At 46.9% G+C, this 19,230-nt stretch carries 18 protein-coding genes and 1 tRNA gene; 8 read left to right on the forward strand and 11 right to left on the reverse strand.

Going from position 1 to position 19,230, the window contains the following annotated elements:
- Window positions 1-216: 216 nt before the first annotated feature.
- Together ACLHG7_RS03120 and ACLHG7_RS03125 are read left to right on the forward strand one after the other, a co-directional pair.
- Window positions 217-915, forward strand: a complete 699-nt coding sequence (locus ACLHG7_RS03120) for a hypothetical protein (protein WP_410209594.1) — start codon at window positions 217-219, stop codon at window positions 913-915.
- A 36-nt stretch (window positions 916-951) separates the two neighbouring features.
- Window positions 952-2,562, forward strand: coding sequence for a hypothetical protein (locus tag ACLHG7_RS03125; protein WP_410209595.1), 1,611 nt, complete (start codon window positions 952-954; stop codon window positions 2,560-2,562).
- Window positions 2,563-2,796: 234 nt separating this feature from the next.
- On the opposite strand, the gene ACLHG7_RS03130 is transcribed toward ACLHG7_RS03125, so the two are convergent.
- From ACLHG7_RS03130 to ACLHG7_RS03150, 5 genes are all read right to left on the reverse strand, one after another.
- Window positions 2,797-2,910 carry a transposase gene (locus tag ACLHG7_RS03130; protein ID WP_410209596.1) on the reverse strand — a complete coding sequence of 38 codons (114 nt, stop codon included), beginning with the start codon at window positions 2,908-2,910 and terminating at the stop codon, window positions 2,797-2,799.
- Entirely contained in the window at window positions 2,889-3,218 is a 330-nt protein-coding gene (locus ACLHG7_RS03135; protein ID WP_410209597.1) for an REP-associated tyrosine transposase, read from the reverse strand. Before ACLHG7_RS03135 ends, ACLHG7_RS03130 begins: the two co-directional genes overlap by 22 nt.
- Before the next feature lie 164 nt (window positions 3,219-3,382).
- Window positions 3,383-4,180, reverse strand: a complete 798-nt coding sequence (locus ACLHG7_RS03140) for an ABC transporter permease (RefSeq protein ID WP_410209598.1) — start codon at window positions 4,178-4,180, stop codon at window positions 3,383-3,385.
- Window positions 4,177-5,019 carry an ABC transporter permease gene (locus ACLHG7_RS03145; protein ID WP_410209599.1) on the reverse strand — a complete coding sequence of 281 codons (843 nt, stop codon included), beginning with the start codon at window positions 5,017-5,019 and terminating at the stop codon, window positions 4,177-4,179. The genes ACLHG7_RS03140 and ACLHG7_RS03145 overlap by 4 nt, the downstream gene beginning before the upstream one ends.
- Window positions 5,016-6,104: an ABC transporter substrate-binding protein gene (locus ACLHG7_RS03150; protein WP_410209600.1), complete on the reverse strand. Its 1,089-nt coding sequence runs from the start codon at window positions 6,102-6,104 to the stop codon at window positions 5,016-5,018. The genes ACLHG7_RS03145 and ACLHG7_RS03150 overlap by 4 nt, the downstream gene beginning before the upstream one ends.
- Before the next feature lie 429 nt (window positions 6,105-6,533).
- On the opposite strand from ACLHG7_RS03150, the gene ACLHG7_RS03155 reads away from it, so the two are divergent.
- On the forward strand, window positions 6,534-7,169 hold the full coding sequence (locus ACLHG7_RS03155) for a nitroreductase family protein (protein ID WP_410209601.1): 636 nt from the start codon (window positions 6,534-6,536) through the stop codon (window positions 7,167-7,169).
- A gap of 104 nt (window positions 7,170-7,273) precedes the next feature.
- Here the strand turns inward: ACLHG7_RS03155 and ACLHG7_RS03160 are convergent, their stop codons facing one another.
- The 5 genes from ACLHG7_RS03160 to ACLHG7_RS03180 form a co-directional block, all read right to left on the reverse strand.
- Window positions 7,274-9,139, reverse strand: coding sequence for an ABC transporter ATP-binding protein (locus ACLHG7_RS03160; RefSeq protein ID WP_410209602.1), 1,866 nt, complete (start codon window positions 9,137-9,139; stop codon window positions 7,274-7,276).
- 4 nt (window positions 9,140-9,143) lie between these two features.
- Window positions 9,144-10,934, reverse strand: a complete 1,791-nt coding sequence (locus tag ACLHG7_RS03165; RefSeq protein WP_410209603.1) for an ABC transporter ATP-binding protein — start codon at window positions 10,932-10,934, stop codon at window positions 9,144-9,146.
- Window positions 10,935-11,135: 201 nt separating this feature from the next.
- On the reverse strand, window positions 11,136-11,831 hold the full coding sequence (locus ACLHG7_RS03170) for a class II aldolase/adducin family protein (protein ID WP_410209604.1): 696 nt from the start codon (window positions 11,829-11,831) through the stop codon (window positions 11,136-11,138).
- 331 nt (window positions 11,832-12,162) lie between these two features.
- Window positions 12,163-12,378: a molybdopterin-binding protein gene (locus tag ACLHG7_RS03175; protein ID WP_114899761.1), complete on the reverse strand. Its 216-nt coding sequence runs from the start codon at window positions 12,376-12,378 to the stop codon at window positions 12,163-12,165.
- Between the two features lie 150 nt (window positions 12,379-12,528).
- On the reverse strand, window positions 12,529-13,347 hold the full coding sequence (locus ACLHG7_RS03180) for an ABC transporter ATP-binding protein (RefSeq protein WP_410209605.1): 819 nt from the start codon (window positions 13,345-13,347) through the stop codon (window positions 12,529-12,531).
- 313 nt (window positions 13,348-13,660) lie between these two features.
- On the opposite strand from ACLHG7_RS03180, the gene ACLHG7_RS03185 reads away from it, so the two are divergent.
- From ACLHG7_RS03185 to ACLHG7_RS03205, 5 genes are all read left to right on the forward strand, one after another.
- Window positions 13,661-13,736 (forward strand) — tRNA-Lys (locus tag ACLHG7_RS03185).
- Between the two features lie 166 nt (window positions 13,737-13,902).
- A complete protein-coding gene (locus ACLHG7_RS03190) occupies window positions 13,903-15,090 on the forward strand; it encodes a tyrosine-type recombinase/integrase (RefSeq protein ID WP_410209606.1) in 1,188 nt (395 codons plus the stop codon).
- A gap of 266 nt (window positions 15,091-15,356) precedes the next feature.
- Window positions 15,357-15,614: a hypothetical protein gene (locus tag ACLHG7_RS03195; RefSeq protein ID WP_410209607.1), complete on the forward strand. Its 258-nt coding sequence runs from the start codon at window positions 15,357-15,359 to the stop codon at window positions 15,612-15,614.
- 208 nt (window positions 15,615-15,822) lie between these two features.
- Window positions 15,823-16,566, forward strand: a complete 744-nt coding sequence (locus ACLHG7_RS03200) for a hypothetical protein (protein ID WP_410209608.1) — start codon at window positions 15,823-15,825, stop codon at window positions 16,564-16,566.
- Between the two features lie 919 nt (window positions 16,567-17,485).
- The gene (locus ACLHG7_RS03205; protein WP_410209609.1) at window positions 17,486-18,061 is read left to right on the forward strand and encodes a recombinase family protein; all 576 of its coding nucleotides are present in this window, start codon (window positions 17,486-17,488) and stop codon (window positions 18,059-18,061) included.
- A 465-nt stretch (window positions 18,062-18,526) separates the two neighbouring features.
- Here the strand turns inward: ACLHG7_RS03205 and ACLHG7_RS03210 are convergent, their stop codons facing one another.
- Window positions 18,527-19,162 carry a DUF4919 domain-containing protein gene (locus ACLHG7_RS03210; protein ID WP_410209610.1) on the reverse strand — a complete coding sequence of 212 codons (636 nt, stop codon included), beginning with the start codon at window positions 19,160-19,162 and terminating at the stop codon, window positions 18,527-18,529.
- Window positions 19,163-19,230: the final 68 nt, after the last annotated feature.

Raw genomic sequence — 19,230 nt, forward strand, 5'->3', positions numbered from 1 at the left:
TTTTTTGAGTCAATGGTGACACATTAGAGTAGTTAGGGTTTTGAGGGAGAAAGTGATCTTCGGAAGTGCCGGACAACGGCAACATTTGGGGACGCGGGCACAAGAGTGATTATCGAAACTCTCAAGGAAGAGCAACATCTTCAAGAAGAAATGCTAGGCTACGCCTAGAGTATTCATAAATAATAAAGAACGACCAGAATAATAAGGGGAACTTTTTTGCTCACAAACATTTTTTACAGATCGCTGTTCGCGGGTGTTTTAGCTTTCAGCCTGACTTCTTGTGCGACGCTTCCACTGAAAGCGCCTCTGGAAGATCGCTACGTAAACTTGGTTAATGAAGACCAACTTAATCAATCACGAACCCATATTGAGAATGCGAAGAGCAAGGTTCTGGCAGTCGTTTTCTCGAAGAACACGGTGAACTCTCTCACTTACAACGCCGTTCTAAGGGAGCGGCTCAGCACCGTAATTGGCAGCATGAGTCTTAACCCAGATGAAATTGCGGAGGACCGTGAAATCGTCCTTTCGGAACAAGGGTTGATGGGCGCGCTCTTCCTTCCATTGAAGACCGTGTTTAAGGAAGTTCGTATCGTTAAAAGCATCCCAGAGGGCTTCGAGGGCGGTGCAGATTATGTCGGCGTCATGGATCTAGATCTCAACTTCATTAATCTGGACAGTAAATTTACCCCTTCTTCCATCATTCACAATGATCACACCGCGAATTGTTCGATCATCTTTATTGATCCCAATCTGGTAGCGGGCCCCGACGTGATTGCGAATGTAAAGCACAGGCAGGAGACGACTCCTAAGTTTGCAGGCGCCAACAACCGTGACTTTATGTACGCCGTGAAGATTGCACGGACCAAATTGGTCAAAAGCTTTGCTGCGCAAGTAAAGACGGCTGTATCCCCGTAGAACTTTCGCTTCTGCAGTCAAGACCCGACTAAAACTATGGAGATTGAGTTGATTCCAAAATCTTATTCAGTCGGCACTGTTTTCAGTTTCGGCTTGATGTGGCTCTCAGTCACGGCGTCATTCGGAATAGAAAGCGTGCTTGATAATCCGTCTTGCAGAGAAACATTGTCCGCCGATGAAGCGAATAAATTACGAATCTGTATGTCACGTAGCGATACCTGCGCAAAGTACTGGCCAAATTCATCGGCTGATCTGCAGGACTGCAGAAAGACAACAGCCTGGATTCGTGCTGCCATGCAGTGGCCTGAGAATCTCCAAAGAGAACTCTTCGGGACCACCATTTCTACCGTCCCTGAACCTGCTTGGAAGCAGCTAAAACGGATGGAGATTGAGGGTGCCTCACCACAATTTGATCTTTCAAAGCCGGCCAAAGCGAATCCATACTCAAAAACAACACAAGCGATCACACCAGAAGCCGCTAAGGCAGCAGGTTTTAATCCGAGCATCCTTGTTGGAATCATTCAGACGACAGGTCAAGTCATGCAGGACAAAGCCGCTCTACAAGACCCTGAAGGATCTGCTGCGGCAAAGGACGTTCTGAAAACGGTAGGACTAGAGGACTACGCAGCGTCTGATCACGCCATACAAGACGGGCGGCAACGTGCCGCGCGTGCTGAAATGGAGAGGCAACGTGTGGCCGCCGAACAAGCGGCTCGCGTCAAGACAGCTCCCATCCCCTCGCCGCCACGCTCCGTCACTACTACCTCTGAGCGCCCATATTCCACGGCTCAGACCGTGCAGAGCGTAGAAAGCCTTGAGGAGCGGAAGCAACGCGCCGAAATTGATCATCAGCAAGCACTGCGGAGCATGGGGCTGCCGGTGGCCTCCAGCGACGATCGGGTGGCGCCGAAAATCGGCGCATCGCCCGTGCAGACAACGGGCAGCTCGCGCGCTGGAGGCTTCGTGACGGCGAGTCCAATGCCGCCACCAGAACCACTAAAACCCCTGCCACCGCGGGTCTCTCCCGCTGCCCCACCCATTGAGCCGCGCTGGGCAACACCAGCGGTTCGCCGCGCCGCGCCGACATCTGCAGACCTGCATTACCCGTTCGGGGTCGCACCGCCTACCCCCATACTGCGGTCCAGCATCAATCAACAATCAACTGTGCGACCGCCATCGAACGTTCACAGCGGGTCACAACTCGACTTAGGCGGCTCCCAGTCGAACGAAGATCTTGGCTCGACCGAGCCTAGCGGCAACGAGAGTTCCCAATACGTACAGGCCATGCAGGAGCGCCACCGGCTGGCGGATGAGGAACGCCGTCATGTCGCGCAACAAAACGCCGAACGCGAACGCGAACTTGAACTTGAACTTGAACGTGAGCAGCAGAGCTCCTGCCGAACAGCACTCGCTCAAGTTCACACTGGCATGAGCGATGCCTCAAGTCGTTGGACTGGCGCCCTGCAGTCCTTAAGCGGCACGCTCTGGTGGACTATCCGCCTGATCGACACGACCCGGGCCCAGTGCGCGGGCGTGGAACCCGAATACTCCCAACTCCCAGAGCTTGTAAACGCGGCTGAAATAGCGAGGGCTGGTTGTGAAAAGCTTACCGCTGGAGGCGGCAACTGCGTGCCCCACCCCGAGTAACACGCGTAGATACCGTCTTGGCTGTAAACACCACTCAAGCTAATTTTGATTGATAATCGACTTGATAAGGCATCTGGTGCTTTAAAACACCAAAGCACAGATGCACCAACTTTCTCATTGCAGCACAGATTGCAGACATCTTTGATTTGTCATTTAAAAGTAAACGCTCATACATCGCTTTAATGTGTGGGTTATACCGTACAGCGACTACCGCCGCGATATATAGTCCTGCTCTTAATATAGTCCTGCTCTTACCTTGGCTGAACCTGCTTTTGATATGCTGCTTCTACCTCTTACCGAACTACCAGACTGACGTTGCACTGGCACTAATCCCACATACGCAGCCACCTGACTCGCTTCTCTAAATTCATGACTACGCGTATGCGATGCTCCCAAAATCGGCGTTGCCAAACCGCACGCTCTCCTTTCTTTATGCAACTTATAGAACGTTGCGATTGAGGCTCGGCTGGGATAATTCTGGGAAACACACTTTTAAATAATTTCCAGCGTATAGAGTAGTTATCATCGTCTTCTGACAGTGTCCAAATCGCATGAATGTGATCAGGTAAAAAGACCATCGCGTCAATCTGGATCGGATATTTTGAAATCATTTGTCGATGGGCTTGGCGTAACTCATCGACATGCTGTGTGAGCAAACTTGACTGGCGACCTAATATATTAATCGTGAAAAAATAACTCCCTGCCAGAACGAACTACGCGATCACTTAAACTTAGATTAGCATCATTCAACATAATCAGTAGCCCCAAACAAAAAAAGGCCACTCCTTAAAGAAATAGCCTTTTGCTTAACACCAACAAATCACCCCTGCGGCGGACGCCACCTCAATAATCTTCGAGACAAGCTCTGCACCACTTGCGTCATCAGCACCCCCAAGATCGTCACGGTAATCGCACAGATCAGGATGATATCCATATGTGCGCCGACCTCAGCAGTCATCATCAGATTGCCCAAACCCGCTCCTGCATTAAACAATAACTCACTGCCGATCGCGGTAATCCAGGCAAAGGTCACCGCATGCAAAAATCCCGTTAAAATACTCGGAATCGCCGCAGGTAAGCGCATACGCCAAAAGTACTGCCGACGATTGAACTGATAGACCTGTGCCAGCTCCGCATGTTGAATATCGACCTGACGTAAGCCTTCATAGGTATTTAGCACTACAGGAAAAAAAGCCGCCAAGGTAATGATGAACACTTTGGCTGGCTCGCCATTGCCCATCCAAAGACCAATCAACGGGGTTAAGCCTAAGATCGGGACTTGGCGAATCGAATGATACAGTGGTCCAATCAGTGTATTAGCAATCTTGGATATGGCCATCAATGCCCCAACCAGCAAGCCCAAGACGATGCCCAGCAGCAGTCCAACCGTCGTGCGATGCAGGCTACCGAGCAGATTGACCCACAGTTCGCCCGAGGCCAGCAAAGTCTTAAGAGAAGACCAGACTTGCTGCAGGGGTACGAAGGCATAGGCATGGCTGGCATCCCTGCCGGACATATATTGCCATAGCAATAAGAGCAATACCGGAACCAGCAAACCTCGAAAATCCCAATGCGTGATCCAGCGTTTCAATACCGACGTATCATTGTTTTGGCTCATGTTGAAATCTCCACCGGTTTCCAGCGACTGAATAAACGCTCAATGATACGCAGCCCTTTATCCAGTCCAAAGCCAATCAATCCAGTCAAAATCACGCCAACCATCACGATATCCAGACGCAGCATCTGGCGTGCCATTTCCATCATTTGACCGATGCCACTGTCCGCAGCCATGAGTTCCACCGCAACTAGAATTAACCAGGATCGACTTAAGGCAATACGAATGCCGGTTAGCACAGGCGGCAATGTCGCAGGGAAGATGATCTTAGAAAACCACGTCAACGGTTTAAGTTGGTAGACTTTACCGAGTTCTAGATATTGATTGGGGATCGTACGTACCGCTTCCTGAGTCGCCATGGCGACGGGAAAAAAAGTGGCTTTGACGATGATGACAATCTTCAAGGTTTCATCAATGCCAAAGAACAAGACAAACATCGGAATCAATACCAGCGTAGGCACTTGGCGCAGTGCTTCAAACAACAAGCCAAAATAAGCACGTATCGTCTGCGACAAAGCTAAACCCACACCAAACAAAACACCACTGACCACACCAATGCCAAAGCCTGAAAACAGCCGGAAAAGGCTGGCATGCAAATGCATTTGAAGTTCGCCACTGTCTTTGAGTTCAACAAATGCATCCCACACCACGCTAGGTGGCACCACGATTTGCTCAGGAAAGAGTTGGGCTCGCGTCACCCAGTACCACGCCAATAACAACAAAGCTGGCGAGATCCAACCCGCCAGTATCACCAGAGAACGTCGTTGCAGTGGCCAGCGCCACTCAACAGTTCGTGGCCGCGACTCGGTCTCGCTCACCTCATGTGCAGTCAACAACGTCATGGTTTCGCTCTCGCTGTACTGCTACTCCCCGCACCATTACCGGTCGTCCAATATTTATCCAGCTTCAGATTTTTCAGCGCAACAGGGATAAATTTAGGTTCAAGCAATTGATTCGAATCCACGGGTTTGCGAATCAATTTAGCACTCAGTGCGTAGCTTGCGACCTGCTGATAATGCTGCGTGAGCGTCGGGGTAAACAACGGTGACCAGTTTTGCTGCCACGAGCCATATTTATTTTGATACTCCCGTTGGATCACACTTTCAGGTTGACCAAATTTGGTTTGCTCACGGATAAATGTATCTTTATTTTTATCTTGTGAAATCCAATACGCGGCACGGACGTTCGCGTCAACCAAGAGTTGGGTAATCTCAGGATATTTTTGGATGAAATCCGTGGCACCCCACAGCTCAGCGCGCATTTTCCAGTCGTCAGACAAACTCTGGGAAGACCAGACGATTTTACCCACGCCTTTATCCGCGAGGGTATAGGCATCACTCATGGTAAAGAAAGCATCCACGCTACCTGCAGCCAAAGCCGCAGCGCCCGCTTGCGGATTAAGGTTGATGACTTTGATGTCGTTAAAGGTCAGGTTATTGGTTGCCAATAGTTTGCCAAAGCTGACTTCCCATGGACGACCACGATGCAGGGCGATCCGTTTCCCTTTGAGATCAGTAATCGAACGGACATTTGAGTTAGGTGGTACAACCAGATAGACATTGTTCCCCACGCTGCCCGGCGCAACTAAGCGGGTTGAGGTACCAGATGAATTTAAAATAACCGACGGTAAATCGCCATAAAAAGCAAAATCGATCTGCTTATTGGTAAAGGCTTCATTGACCAGCGTTGCGACCGATGTTGGAGTAATGGGCACCCACTGCAGGGCTACATGACGCTTGGCCAGCTCGGATTTTAAAATCTCATCATTCGCAACGATCTGCGGCGAACCGACAAAACTGACTTTGCCAGAGACGGCATTCGCCACGACTGCAATCCGTAGCGTTTGGGGTTCGGTCTCCGCATGAGTCTGCTGTACAAGCAGGGTCACAGGCAATACCAGAGTTAAAACCGTTTTAAAAAAACGCATAAGTTCACCTCTCAATCACCGCAATGGAAAGCGGCTAAACGGATGTCTATCGACATAAAAATGATGGATCTCATCCTCATGGAGCAAGAGGCGCGCCAGCTTATTTTTTAGTACTGAACTAAAATAATAATGTATTTTATTTCAAATAATTAGATAGAACTAAGAGCATAGCAAGACAGCATTAATCTGCATTTGTATATTCAATAAACTGCTGGTTTTCTATTTTTTAAGCGATTTTGATGAAAATGCAGCAGCGGCATTGTTGATTTTTCAACAGTTGATGTCGGGATTGAATCAGTCTAGTTTTCACAGATTATAATTATCATATTTTTCAATATTTTAAACTTAGATTATCTGAACTTTATGATGGCATGCTTTCTGCAAATCTAGCTCATCTTTTCAATTTTAAGCAGATATTCTGGAGTCATCATGAGCAAGTTCCCTACCCCTATCGAAATTCATGACGTGATCCGCGCGCGCTGGAGCCCTCGCGTCTTTGATCAAAAGCGTCTGGTCAGTCATGACCAAATTCATAGCGTTTTAGAAGCGGCGCGCTGGGCGCCCTCTTCTTACAATCTGCAACCTTGGCGCTTTATCGTCTGGAACAATCATCTCGATACCGCATCCTATGACCGCGCCTTTGCCACGATTGTTGAGAGAAACCAAGTCTGGATTGGACATGCGCCTGTATTGATTGCGGTACTGGCGGATACCCGCTCAACCGATGGTACACCAAATGGCAATAACTCCGCGTCCTACGATACCGGTGCAGCAGCGCTGAGCCTCACCCTGCAGGCACAGGCTCTTGGACTCATTACCCGTCAGATCGGTGGCTTTGATCGTGATGCACTGCGTGCAGAGTTTGATCTGCCTGAGCATATCCGCATCTTGTCCTTGATTGGTCTGGGTTATCACAGTCCACATGACGATCACTTGAGTGATGAGTTGAAAACCCGTGAATCCGCACCCCGGGTGCGTAAGCCGCTGGAAGAAATTGCTTTTGCCAATGGCTGGACGCAGTCTTTATTTGCGGATAATACCCATAAAAGAAAAGAACTGAGTTAAGGATAGCCCATCGAACCGGGCGCTCAAGCCCTTTAAGCGTATTCAGGTCTGGACTGAATACGCTTTTTTATGGTTTGTGTCGTCTCATACAGTTTGAAGTAGGTTTAAACAGACGCAAGCACAGGGGCTGCTAGATGCATGCTCGTCACACCATGCGCATTCCTTTCATAAGCACGATAGAGACTGGCGTAAATGCCGTCTTGCACAAGCAATTGCTGGTGATTATCCAGCTCTACCACTTGCCCATGTTGAATCACGGCGATCTGATCGGCATAGCGAATCGTGGTTAAGCGATGAGCAATAATAATCGCTGTCCGTCCTTCACACAATGTACGCAGAGCACGCTGAATGCGGCGTTCGGTGAGTACATCCACCGCTGACGTCGCCTCGTCCAGAACCAGAATTGCAGGGTCCGCCACATAAGCACGCACCAGACAAACCAGTTGCCGCTGACCGTGACTCAGCGCACTGCCGAGCGATCCCACTTGAGTATGGTAGCCGTGCGGCAGTTTTTCCAAGACCTCATCCACACCCAAGGCGTGGGCTGCTGCAATCAACTGCTCATCACTTGACTCAGGTGCAGCGAGGCGTAAATTATCCAAAATCGAACCACTAAACAGCACATTGTCCTGTAGCACGACCCCGACATGACGTCTTAGATTGGTTTGGCTAATATGTCGCACATCTACACCGTCGATGGTCACCGCACCTTCGTTCACATCATAAAAACGGGTTAGAAGCTGCACCAAAGTACTCTTGCCATGTCCTGTCGGTCCCACGATCGCCAGCACCTGACCCGCAGGGACTTTAAGACTCAGGCTTTCAATCACAGAACGACCTTTGGCTTGGTAGCGGAAATGAACTTGCTGAAACTCAACATCACCCCTGACCTTAGTCAGGGGGAGGACATCCTCAGCATCATTCACATCAGGCTTCGTATCCAGCAGTAAGAAGATACGCTGAGCAGAAGCAGTGCCATTAGCATAGCGCTCAAACAGATCATTAAGTTCCTGCAATGGCCCGAGGAAGATAAAAATATAAAACATGCTGGCAGCGACCTGCCCCATGGTAATCACACCCAGTGCCATGCCGCGTGCACCAACCAGCAATAAGATCGCCATCGCTGTTGTGGTCAACACCGCAGTAAAAGGCGCAAACCAGCTGGATCGTAGATTGCCGCGAATCAATGCCTGATTGAAGTTACGCAGTAGACCACGATAGGCATTGAGATTATCCAGTTCACGCCCACCTTGCTTGATCAAGCGCACGCCAGCTACGGTCTCGACCAGATGCGCGGTAAAGCGACTGCGATTCTCGGCCACCACGGCCCAGTTTTTTTGGGAGATGCGCTTAAAGATAATTGTCGCCAGCAACAGTAAGGGAATCACCCCAGCCACGCTGGCAAACAGTAGCGGGGAGATATGCCACAGCATGATCCCCGCCACAACTGAGCGCAGGATCGTAGAGAGAAACTCTGGCGGTCCCTGAATCAGTAGTGGCTCCAGCGTATTGACATCACTGTCTGCGCGTGCCGTGATCCGGCCGGCTTTGGTGCGATCAAAATAACCGACACTCAGCGCCTGCACATGACAAAAAATCTGAATGCGCAAATCATTGATCACCCGTATCGCCGCACTCCCCGACAAATATTGACCCACGCCCGCCAGCAGAAAGCGCAGCGACCACGTCAGCCCCAGCCCAAAGGTCGCCCAACCCAACACCGACCAGACCAAGTGATAACCGCCATGAGAATCAGGTAATAAGCCATGGTCAATCACAACACGTACCAGCCACGGTCTAAAAAAGATCGTCACCACCAGCAGAATCTCAATCAGGATGGCACCAATCACAAACTTGCGCACCGGATGCAATAGCGGCCATAAACGCCAGAACATCCCGCGATCCAATGACTGCTTGGCCAGCGCCTCTTCGAGCTCAATATCACTGAGCGCCTTATTTCCTCGAATCATGTTGTTATATCCCCATCAATTCACGGTATGCCGCGCTGGTTTCTTTTAGCTCATGATGCGTGCCTTGGGCTTGGATACGTCCATCTGCGAGGACGATGACACGATCCGCCATAAGTACGGTCGACAGTTTGCTGGATACAATCAGTACGGTGATCGGGTGACCGTCGTTTTGTTGATACTGTCTGACGTTATGCAGAATGGTTTGCTCGGTCGCTGCATCCAGCGCACTGGTCGCATCATCGAGTCCCAGAATCGAAGCGCGGGTTAAAAGTGCACGAGCTAAACAAATGCGCTGACGTTGACCACCCGATAGCGTAACCCCACGATCACCCAATCGTGTCTCAAGCCCATGCTCCAGCCGCTCTAATACCTCACTTGCTGAAGCCAAACGCAGCGCCTCCAGCAACTCTTTGTCAGTGGCTTTGGGCGCTGACTGACGCAGATTGCTGGCGAGCGTATCCGAAAAGAGAAAGCTCTCTTGCGGTACCACATGGACGCGGTGACGTAACTCACTTAAATCCAAATGCTGGATATTTTGCCAACCGTGCTGGTCGTTGCCGATTGCGACGATCCCCTGATCAGCATCCATCAAACGCGGTAGCAGGCTCATGAGGGTACTCTTGCCCGAACCCGTCTGCCCAACCAAAGCCACGATCTCACCCGGATTCACTTTAAAGGTGCAATGTTGCAAAATCGCCTTACCGCCACCGTGTGCAGAGACTTGCACCCGATCAAAAGACAAACCCAGTGCCGTATCGGTCACCGCTTCAGCACCACTTAGAATCTCAGGCTCAGCGTCCAAAACATCCCACAGCCTAGCAGCGGAAGAGCGCGCATCGGCAAAGACCTGCATGACCCGACCTATCGTTTCAATACGCAGAATCAAGGTATTGGCAATCAACACTGCGGCAACCAATTCTCCTAAATTTAAACGCCCTTGACTGACCAGCCACGCGCCATAACCCAGTACCCACACATGACCCAGTGCAATCACCATCTGTGGCAAAGGAATGCGTGAGGTTGCATAGGCCAGTGCAGTGCGGGCATGCGTCGTAAAAACTTGAACCTGCTGACTAAAACTCTCGATGCGGATCGGCTCTAGCGCAAAAGCCTTAATCACCCGCACACCCGCCACTCCCTCACTCAAGTTTTGATTGACTTGGTCATAGGCCTGCCCGACAGCCCGATCGAGTGTTACCAAGTGATTGGTTTGCTGCACCAGAATCAAGATCCCACCGAGAGTCAACAGTAATGGGACTAGCCCAAGCCAAAGGTCATACCAACACATGATTCCTACGGCGGCGAGCACCACCACGCCTGTTTCAAAAACTTGCCGCCAGAAGTTAATCAGTGCGTCACGCAACTTGTCGGCATCCCGCGTGGTGCGGGTGACAATCTCTCCCACCCCATGCCGCCAGTGATACGCCAGATCCAACCGCTGTACTTGCGACAGAATGCGTTCGCGCAGGATGAAAAGCAGATCCTGACCTATTGTCAACGACATGATGCCTGCCAGATACTGTAAGACCCCGCGTGTCAGTGCGACACCGATTAAGACCAAAAGCCAGAATAACGCCACATGATAATCCAGCGCACCGCTGGGCAACTGCACCACGGCAACGTGCCGTTCCACATCATGGACTGCGCGACCAATCAACCACTGCTGACCGGCAAGACTTAAATTGACGATCAAAAATAGACTGGCCGTTAATGTAAAACCCCACGGCATATAACGATAGAGCAGCAGACAACGCAGCAATGGATAGCGCTGATTAAATGTGTTTACATCGGACATATCGATTACCTTAGAATACTGCGCAAGCCTATTTTTTCAATGAAATAAGGCTGATGACGTCTCCCTTCGGGTCTTGTCATATTGTTTTAGCTTGATGTTTAATTTAATTTTTTATACAGATATCAAGACAAGAACTACTGCACCCCGTATCACTACGCAGCAGTTCTTGAATCTTATGATCAACTAAAGATGATGTGGGTTTTAAGCAGCGCTATCCTGCTTTTTGACAAAGCCCATGCTCCACTGCTGATCCAGCACACCCGGGCCAAACTCTTTAGATCCACCCAAGTATTCAGCAACGCCTTGGAAGTAAGCCCCTTCTTCAAGATTTAAAATGAACTTTGAAACCTCGATAATGCTCTGACCCCAGAACGTCGCGCCGCCATTGGCTTCCAAAATCGCTGGGGTATGCGGATTGGTACGAATCGCGTCATTGATAAATGCAGGCTCACCCGGACGGCGGTCAACATAGACAGGGATCTCACGTGCCAAGGTATGACGCTGTGCCGCAGCGTAGAGGATCGGTAGCACACGATGCGAGCTTGCCCAGCCGCCTAAATAAGGGGTGTGAACATGAATGACCACATGGACATCGGTATTGGCTTCAAAGATCGGTGCATAGCGCGAGCCCTGGCGACCCGCAGCAGCCGCCCCATGGACAATTTCACCCTCAAAGGTACCGACAACTGCGCGAGCCTCGGTCTCCCCTTTCCATAAATCAGGAGGGGTTAAGGCAACAACTAGTTTTTGATTGGGTACACGCACATAGGCTTGAAAGGTTCGCGTTGCGGATAGCGTGTTGGTTTCGGTAAGGATACGCAGGGACTTTTCAAAGTCGGCTTTGACGGCTGCGATAAAGGACAATAACGTTGAATCTTGGGATTGAATAGCGGACATGAGATGCTCTCCTGAACAATGAATATCACGTTAGCCTGAATCAATCAGGCGCTTACCGATAACAGTGCAGGAGCTATGCCAAGCCAAATATTTATCCTAACATATTGTTTATTAATATTTATTTATTTTTAATTTTTTATTAAGCACCAATCAGTTGCGCACTACTAAACACTCAGCTGTTGAGAAATCACCAACTGCTGGGGAGTGATCTTGGATGGATGTGGTCAATCTAAAGTGTGATTTGGCGAGAAAAACAACTTACGTTCTTGTTCTTATGGAGAAATACAATCAGCGCGTCAGATTCATCAAGACTCAAACGCGCCATAAGTCATTACAGCGTTGCGAGTGATACATCGGTAGATTTAATCAATGCCACAACCGACTTGCCGACATCCAACTGTAGCTCATCAACCGAGCGAGTCGTGATGACAGAAGTAATCACTCCAGCAGCGGTCTCAATATCCACTTCCGAGACGACTGGACCGCGGATGATCTCTTTAATCGTCCCTTGGAATTGGTTACGCACATTAATGGCATGAATGGTCAAAATAACCTCCCTCAAAAGTAGTATTGAAATAATATAAATGAATTGCATAACAAGTGATCCAATTCATAAAAAACAGTCTAGCCAAAAAAACACATAAACCAAAAGATGATTTTCAGATGAAGGTATACGCAAAAACGCCATATCATCCCCTCACCAAGAGAGTCGATACGCCTTCAAGTTTTGCAAAATCGGTTTAACGGCAATCGGTGGCTCTGGGATCACTTCACCAAACTCAGCCAATGCCTCACGCTTGATCGCCAAGAGCTCAGGGCTATGCCGATCCCGTGGGTGGGCTTGTGGGACTGGGATAATACGGCGAATACGCCCCGGACGCGGCTCCATGACGACCACCCGATTACCCAAAAAGACCGCCTCTTCAATATCGTGGGTGACCAAGATCATGGTGATTTTTTCAGTGCGCCAGATTCGCTCTAACTCTTGCTGGAGATGCCCGCGTGTAATTGCATCCAGAGCGCCAAAAGGCTCATCAAGCAGCAGAATATCTGGACGATTGACCAGCCCCCGCGCAATCGCAACACGCTGCGCCATGCCGCCGGATAATTGATGCGGATAGGCATTTTCAAAGCCATTGAGTTTGACGAGATCGATATGCTCTTGGATGGTGATCTTCTTTTGTTTTTCGGTTAAAGGCGCATTATTCAAGGCCAACGCAATATTTTGCGTGACCGTGAGCCATGGCAGTAAGCGATGCTCCTGAAAAACCAAGCCACGCTTTAAGCTTGTCCCGACCACAGGCTGATCACCGAGTAAGACCGTCCCCTGAAACTGGTCGTCCAGTCCTGCAATCAGTCGTAGTAAAGTTGACTTGCCACAGCCACTGCTACCGACAATACTGATAAACTCACCCGGCTGGATCACCAGTGAAAAGTGTTCCAGCACGGATAGGCTCCGCCCCTTTTGCGTGAAGGACTTGTAGATATTTTGAAGCTGTAAGATGCCTGCGCCCATGGTGAGATCGACTAAAAAAAGAATATTTCAGGGTGGTGCAAAGAATATACCAATAAATATGATATTGATTTTTAAATAAATAACAGCTTCCTTGGGTCTCGTAATGTTTAAAAATCAACAGTTACTGCTGAATATTTTATTAAAGAGAGTCCATGTTCTGTTGATATTGGATGAAGCCATTTACAGGCTTAAATCCAACCAAAGTCTTTGTATCAAATATTAAATCTTTGCTACGAAAGGCTTTCTTGTTCATCGGAATCTATAATATAATCCCCGTCCTCCTTGAAGATACTATCGGTATCGACAGTCAGATGGGTTGTTAGCTCAGTTGGTAGAGCAGCGGACTCTTAATCCGTAGGTCGTAGGTTCGAGCCCCACACAACCCACCATATACATGTTCAGCCCCATTCGTTATTGTTCATTAAGCTCTTTGTTTTCAATACATAGGGCTTTTTTTATGTTCGCCACTGTTCGCCTCTTCCCCTTGTAAACCGCACATTGATGGGGGTAAAGTTAGGGGTAATATTTTACCCCTACATAGCAGAATTCCAAGCCATGCTCACACCAGTGTTTTTGAACTCACTAAAACCGCAGAAGAAATTGAAGCGTTACTACGACACTGGTAGAGGTGGCATTGCTGGCATGTATGTCGAAGTTACTCCAACACTCAAGATGACCTTTCGACTAAAGTACCGTCACGAAGGAAAGGATAAGGTGTTTAAGCTGGGCAAGTATCCTGAGATCACCATTGCAGAAGCAAGACTACGATGTGCTAGCCCTAAACGCATGATTGCTGACGGCATAGACCCCAATGCAGCGAAGAAGCAATCAGAAGCTGCTAAAGCAGCTGAAAGCTCGATCCCGACCTTAGCTGAGGCTATGGACGAATACATGCTCAAAGCTGCCCCATTATTGAAATCATGTAGAACAATAGGTATCAGACTCGCTAAGATCAAACGTGAAAACCCCGAGATGTGTAATAAACCAATTCCTGATGTTGACCAATCGGACTTGATTGGCTATCGGGATAGGAGAATGGAACTGGGTCTAAAAGGAGCTACGGTCAAAAAGGAACTTCAAAACATTTCATCCGTCTTTCGATATGCAAAGGAAGAAATGTTAGTAATAAGACATAACCCTGTATTAGACATCAACAAGCCAAAGGACAGCCCTCCTCGTCATCGTCGGATTTCTAATGAAGAAGTCGCAATATTTTGCACTGCTGCTAATTTTGACAAAAACATCACACCCCGTATCAATAAGCAATATGCTGCATGGTGTTTTATGTTTGCAATAGAAACAGCCATGAGGGCGAGTGAAATCACTGAAATGAAATGGTCTAACCTCTTCACTGACCACATCCATTTACCTGACACAAAGAATGGCAAAAAGCGTGATGTTCCTCTTTCACCATTAGCGCTTCATTTAGTCGAACTCATGAGGGGTGTTGACGATACGTATATCATCCCTATTCCATCAAATAGCTTAGATACCGTGTTCAGGGAAGTGAGGGATAGTAGCGCACTAAAGGGGACTGACCTGCATTTCCACGATTCTAGACATGAGGCATGTACCCGTCTTGCACAAGTACTTGAATTCCACGATTTAGCGAAAGTGTCTGGTCACACGGATTTAAGGGTATTGCATAAGGTCTACTATAATGTGACGGGTTCAGAGCTTGCTGCAAAAATGCGTCAAGGTAAGCAACGACTTGATGAATTAAAAAGATTCGATGTCGCATAGTACAACCCACATACTATTGACAAAAGTGATAAATTCTGATATAAAACAAGACTTACTAACAAACGACAGAAAACAGTAGTCCTTAATACTGATAGCACTTCCTACCGCTTTATTTTAAAGACCTGCACATAACTCAGGGTCTGACACCTCTCCCATCAATAGCCATTGATGTGTATATACGAGGTTCTTGGCAATTGCTTGTTCACATTTTGGCTTTCCAAGCTTTTTGTGGGCATTGTTATCAATTCCAGTACAGGAGTCAGACTTTGTTAAAACTCAACAGTAATACCCGTTCTAAACCGCAACTTCCTCTTGCCCCTCAAGGCTTGTACACCCCTACGCAAATTTTGCAATTGGATGGCTTCCCTTGGAAGCGTACATGGCTGTGGCAAGAAGCGAAGGTCGGCGGTAAATTTGTTCCCCCAATCCGTATTCACGGCAAAACGCTGTTTCGTGGTGAGGAGGTGAACAAATGGTTTGAAGCATTCGGACTGACCAAGGAAGGGAAAGTTAACTTCTGCTAACGGACGAGTGGTCATTCCTGCGCTTTAGAGCATTATAGGGCGATTTATATGTACCCTTTGCTGCTGTAAGTGCCCCTAAAGCGTCATCTTGAGGCTGTTTGCGGTATGCAGCCCTATTTCTTTTTATTCAGCAAAAGTGTGAACGACTATCATCGTATCGCAGTATTGCCGAGGTGTGGCTAAACCTCGACCTTATTCAGGAGACAATATGCCAGTTATTAAAAATAAACAAACTTTTGATGATGCAATCCTAATGCGTAAGATGGGATTAACCCATGAACAGATCAAAACTAAACTTGGTGTGTCGCTTGGATGGTGTAACGATCATTTGAAAGATGTGGAAGATGTTGTAAAGCAAACTAAGATAGCAGTCTCTGAAATCTGCAATCTTGCATTGCGTCCAGAAGGTATTATTTTCAAAGAATTCCTAAATGTGTTTATTCGTCATGATTTGGATGAGAAGCATGGAGTAGAGCGTCCAACCAATTATGAGCGCTACAAGCATATCCGAGATTTGATGAGGAAAAACAAGAACCCTGCATACCTCTTTCGGAAACCATATGTTAGCCCAAGTGAACCGTACTTGAGTGTTTTCAAATTGGAGGAGTTGGCACGTCAAATCGCACTAAAAATTCAATCGGATGTAACTGACCTTAAAAATTCATTGCCTGATGAAGATTTTAGCGAAGCTTCTGTAAAGGGTATTGCTGCTGATTTGCTGATTTTAGTTGAGGCTAAAGTATTGGGCTATGCAACGCCTTATCAAAAAGCTCAACAGTTACGTAAACAACTTAAAGAAACGGCTGAAAAACTGTCACATCGTGTCCAGCCATCACAGAGGGAAATTGACTTCCAACACAATCCAGTCAAAGAAGATGATATAGGTGTTCCTAAGTACGCTATACCATCGAAAAGTTTTATGGCTGGTTTTCAGCCGATGGTCATTTCATAACGGCACTCGCAAGGGAGTTGCACACTAAAAAATAGCATGCAAATAAAGGGGGCTATTTGCATGTAAATTATCACGATAATAAAAGAATCAACTATATGTTTTTATTAGTTAAAAGTCATAAAAACTTTCATCATACTGGCTTCGCTATATATATACTAAGTAGTGCATACTGAAGATGATGTCTATTTTTAATAATTAAAATGGCTGCATATTCGCCCATTTGGGCGATGACAGCCAAGCACACTATCAATCCCAGACACACCGAATCACTCTTTTGATAACTTGAGTGTTTGTGGCTAATCACGCGCTTTGCGCGGTCTAAATTGCCAATATAATGTAAGTGCAAATCAATTTTATACTCCAGTGAATCTATAGTTGCACACAATCAACAATGGGAGTGTACCTATAAAATATCTACTACACTCCCCAAAAAAAGATGAAATATAGACAGCGTTAGTTAACTAATTAAGACTACAAATTATTGCTTCTTTTGAGTGTTAGTAGGTACTAGGTGAACACTCAATACAATAAATCTTACGATAGTGTCTACTCAATTAATCACTTTACATTTTTTCTTGGCGAGGTATTAGTTTTTAGGGTGCTCGCCAATATGCTGTAAATATTACCTTAGTAGATAGGTAGTGTCGTTGGTGTCCGAATACAATTCTAAAGAATTGGGCTACACGTATCAAAGTATTGAGTCTGTGTTGGCTTTTATTCCTATTCTTTGTGTTTAATGTTATTGGTGTGTCGCTATTGGTTAGCTTGAATGCTTTCATGGAGAAGTTTACACACATCAAGATGATGTACTAAAACGGTCGTTTGCGTACAGTGTCTAAATAAGTGTACGAAAATTAGGGTTGTGTTATTTTGTATGCTATGTATAATTGGTACATCCTTTCCGTACAGTATAATCGTCATGTCCAGAGTTTTTGCATATTGCCGTGTTTCAACAGCCGACCAAACCACTGAAAATCAAGTGTTAGAAATTCAACAATCAGGTTTTTCAATTGACAATAAGCGAATCATTCAAGAGTCCATTAGTGGTTCTGTGTCAGCTAACCAGCGACCGCAATTTGCCAAGCTACTTGACCGCCTTGAAGGTGGTGATGTGCTTGTGGTGACGAAATTAGACCGTCTAGGGCGTAATGCGATGGATGTTAGGGCTACAGTCGAATTGCTTGATAAACACGGTGTAAAGGTGCATTGCTTGGCATTGGGTGGTGTTGACCTTACTAGCCCAGCAGGAAAGATGACAATGGGTGTTATTGCTGCTGTAGCGGAGTTTGAGCGCGACCTATTAATTGAGCGCACACAATCGGGTCTTGAACGTGCTAAACAACAAGGTAAGACTCTTGGACGAAGAAGCGCATTGAATGATACCCAGAAAGCGGAAGTATTGGTAAAGATTGCGGCTGGTGAATCTGTGTCGGGAATTGCTAAAGAATTTGGCACAACACGGCAAACCATCATGAGAGTGAGGAATGCTGCTTAGTGCCAGATATTTTGGAATGTCTGCCGTTAAATTGCTGGCGGTGCGGTAGCCTGTTTGACAGAGTGGTGGAGTTTCCAAAATTCTAAAAAATAATTTTCACTATAGAGTAATTTAATTTTTTATTTTATTAAAATCATAGCGCTCAGTGCGTTAGTTGGTGTGAATTCTTGATGGAATTGGCTGTTCAATCGCACTAAGACCAAGCAAAGGAATATGACAAGCAAACATCGTGCCAAATTCCACCATAATGCGATTTGGGCGATGTTTTGAGGGTGTGTGCTACTGTGTAGCAGGAGTGGTGCTAAAGGGCTAAAAATCGCCACACAAGCGTATTGGCTTTCCAGATTTTGGAATTCTTTTTTCGTTAAATGCTGGCAAAAATAGCCTTACTTAGCCAGCACTATATTTTGCACAAGAAGCGATTTTGGCAATATGCGCGTAAAGATACATAGGCGATTTAATACATTATTCTGGCTTTTTCACATTCAATTGCTTTGCAAGGCGATCAAAATGTGCAGCAGGGTTGAAGTATATAATATGTTCAACACCACTTTGGTCAAGCGTATCCAACTTGTCACGCAACGGCTTCATGATAAGTTCTTGCTTAACGAGTCTTAAGCGCATCATTGATAAGACTTGATACTCTTCAGGAACGGAGATTGTGACAAAGGCTGTATCCGATGTCTTACCATCACCACTCGCCAAGATTGATTTCATTAAACCACCCACCCATTTGTATTGCTCTATAGCTTTATCTTTTTGTCCAGTGCGTAAAAAAGCCGTACCTCTGAACAAATGACCTTGTATATCTACAGGGCATTGATTTACCCAATCATTGGTCAGTGTAATCAATTGGTCAAATTGCTGAGTATTCATGGCAATAACCATTTCTTGGGTATGCGGTTTATCAATACAGATTTTCTCAAAATCATCACGCTGACCATAATCATTCCGCAATTTTGCATAGTCAACATCTGTCGCAGAGGATGGCATATTCAATACTACTTGAGTGGCATCATCAGCATAGGTCAAAGGATGTGCAGACGTAAGCAACATTAGCAGTATAGCTTTTTGGCATAGTTGACGTACTTTCATCATCATTTTAATTCTCTAGATATATTGCTTGATCAACAGTTTATAGAAATCATGTCTGTATACTTAACTTAACC

The sequence above is a fragment of the Aquirhabdus sp. genome (assembly GCF_046462495.1).
In the GTDB taxonomy this organism is placed as follows: Bacteria; Pseudomonadota; Gammaproteobacteria; order Pseudomonadales; family Moraxellaceae; genus Aquirhabdus.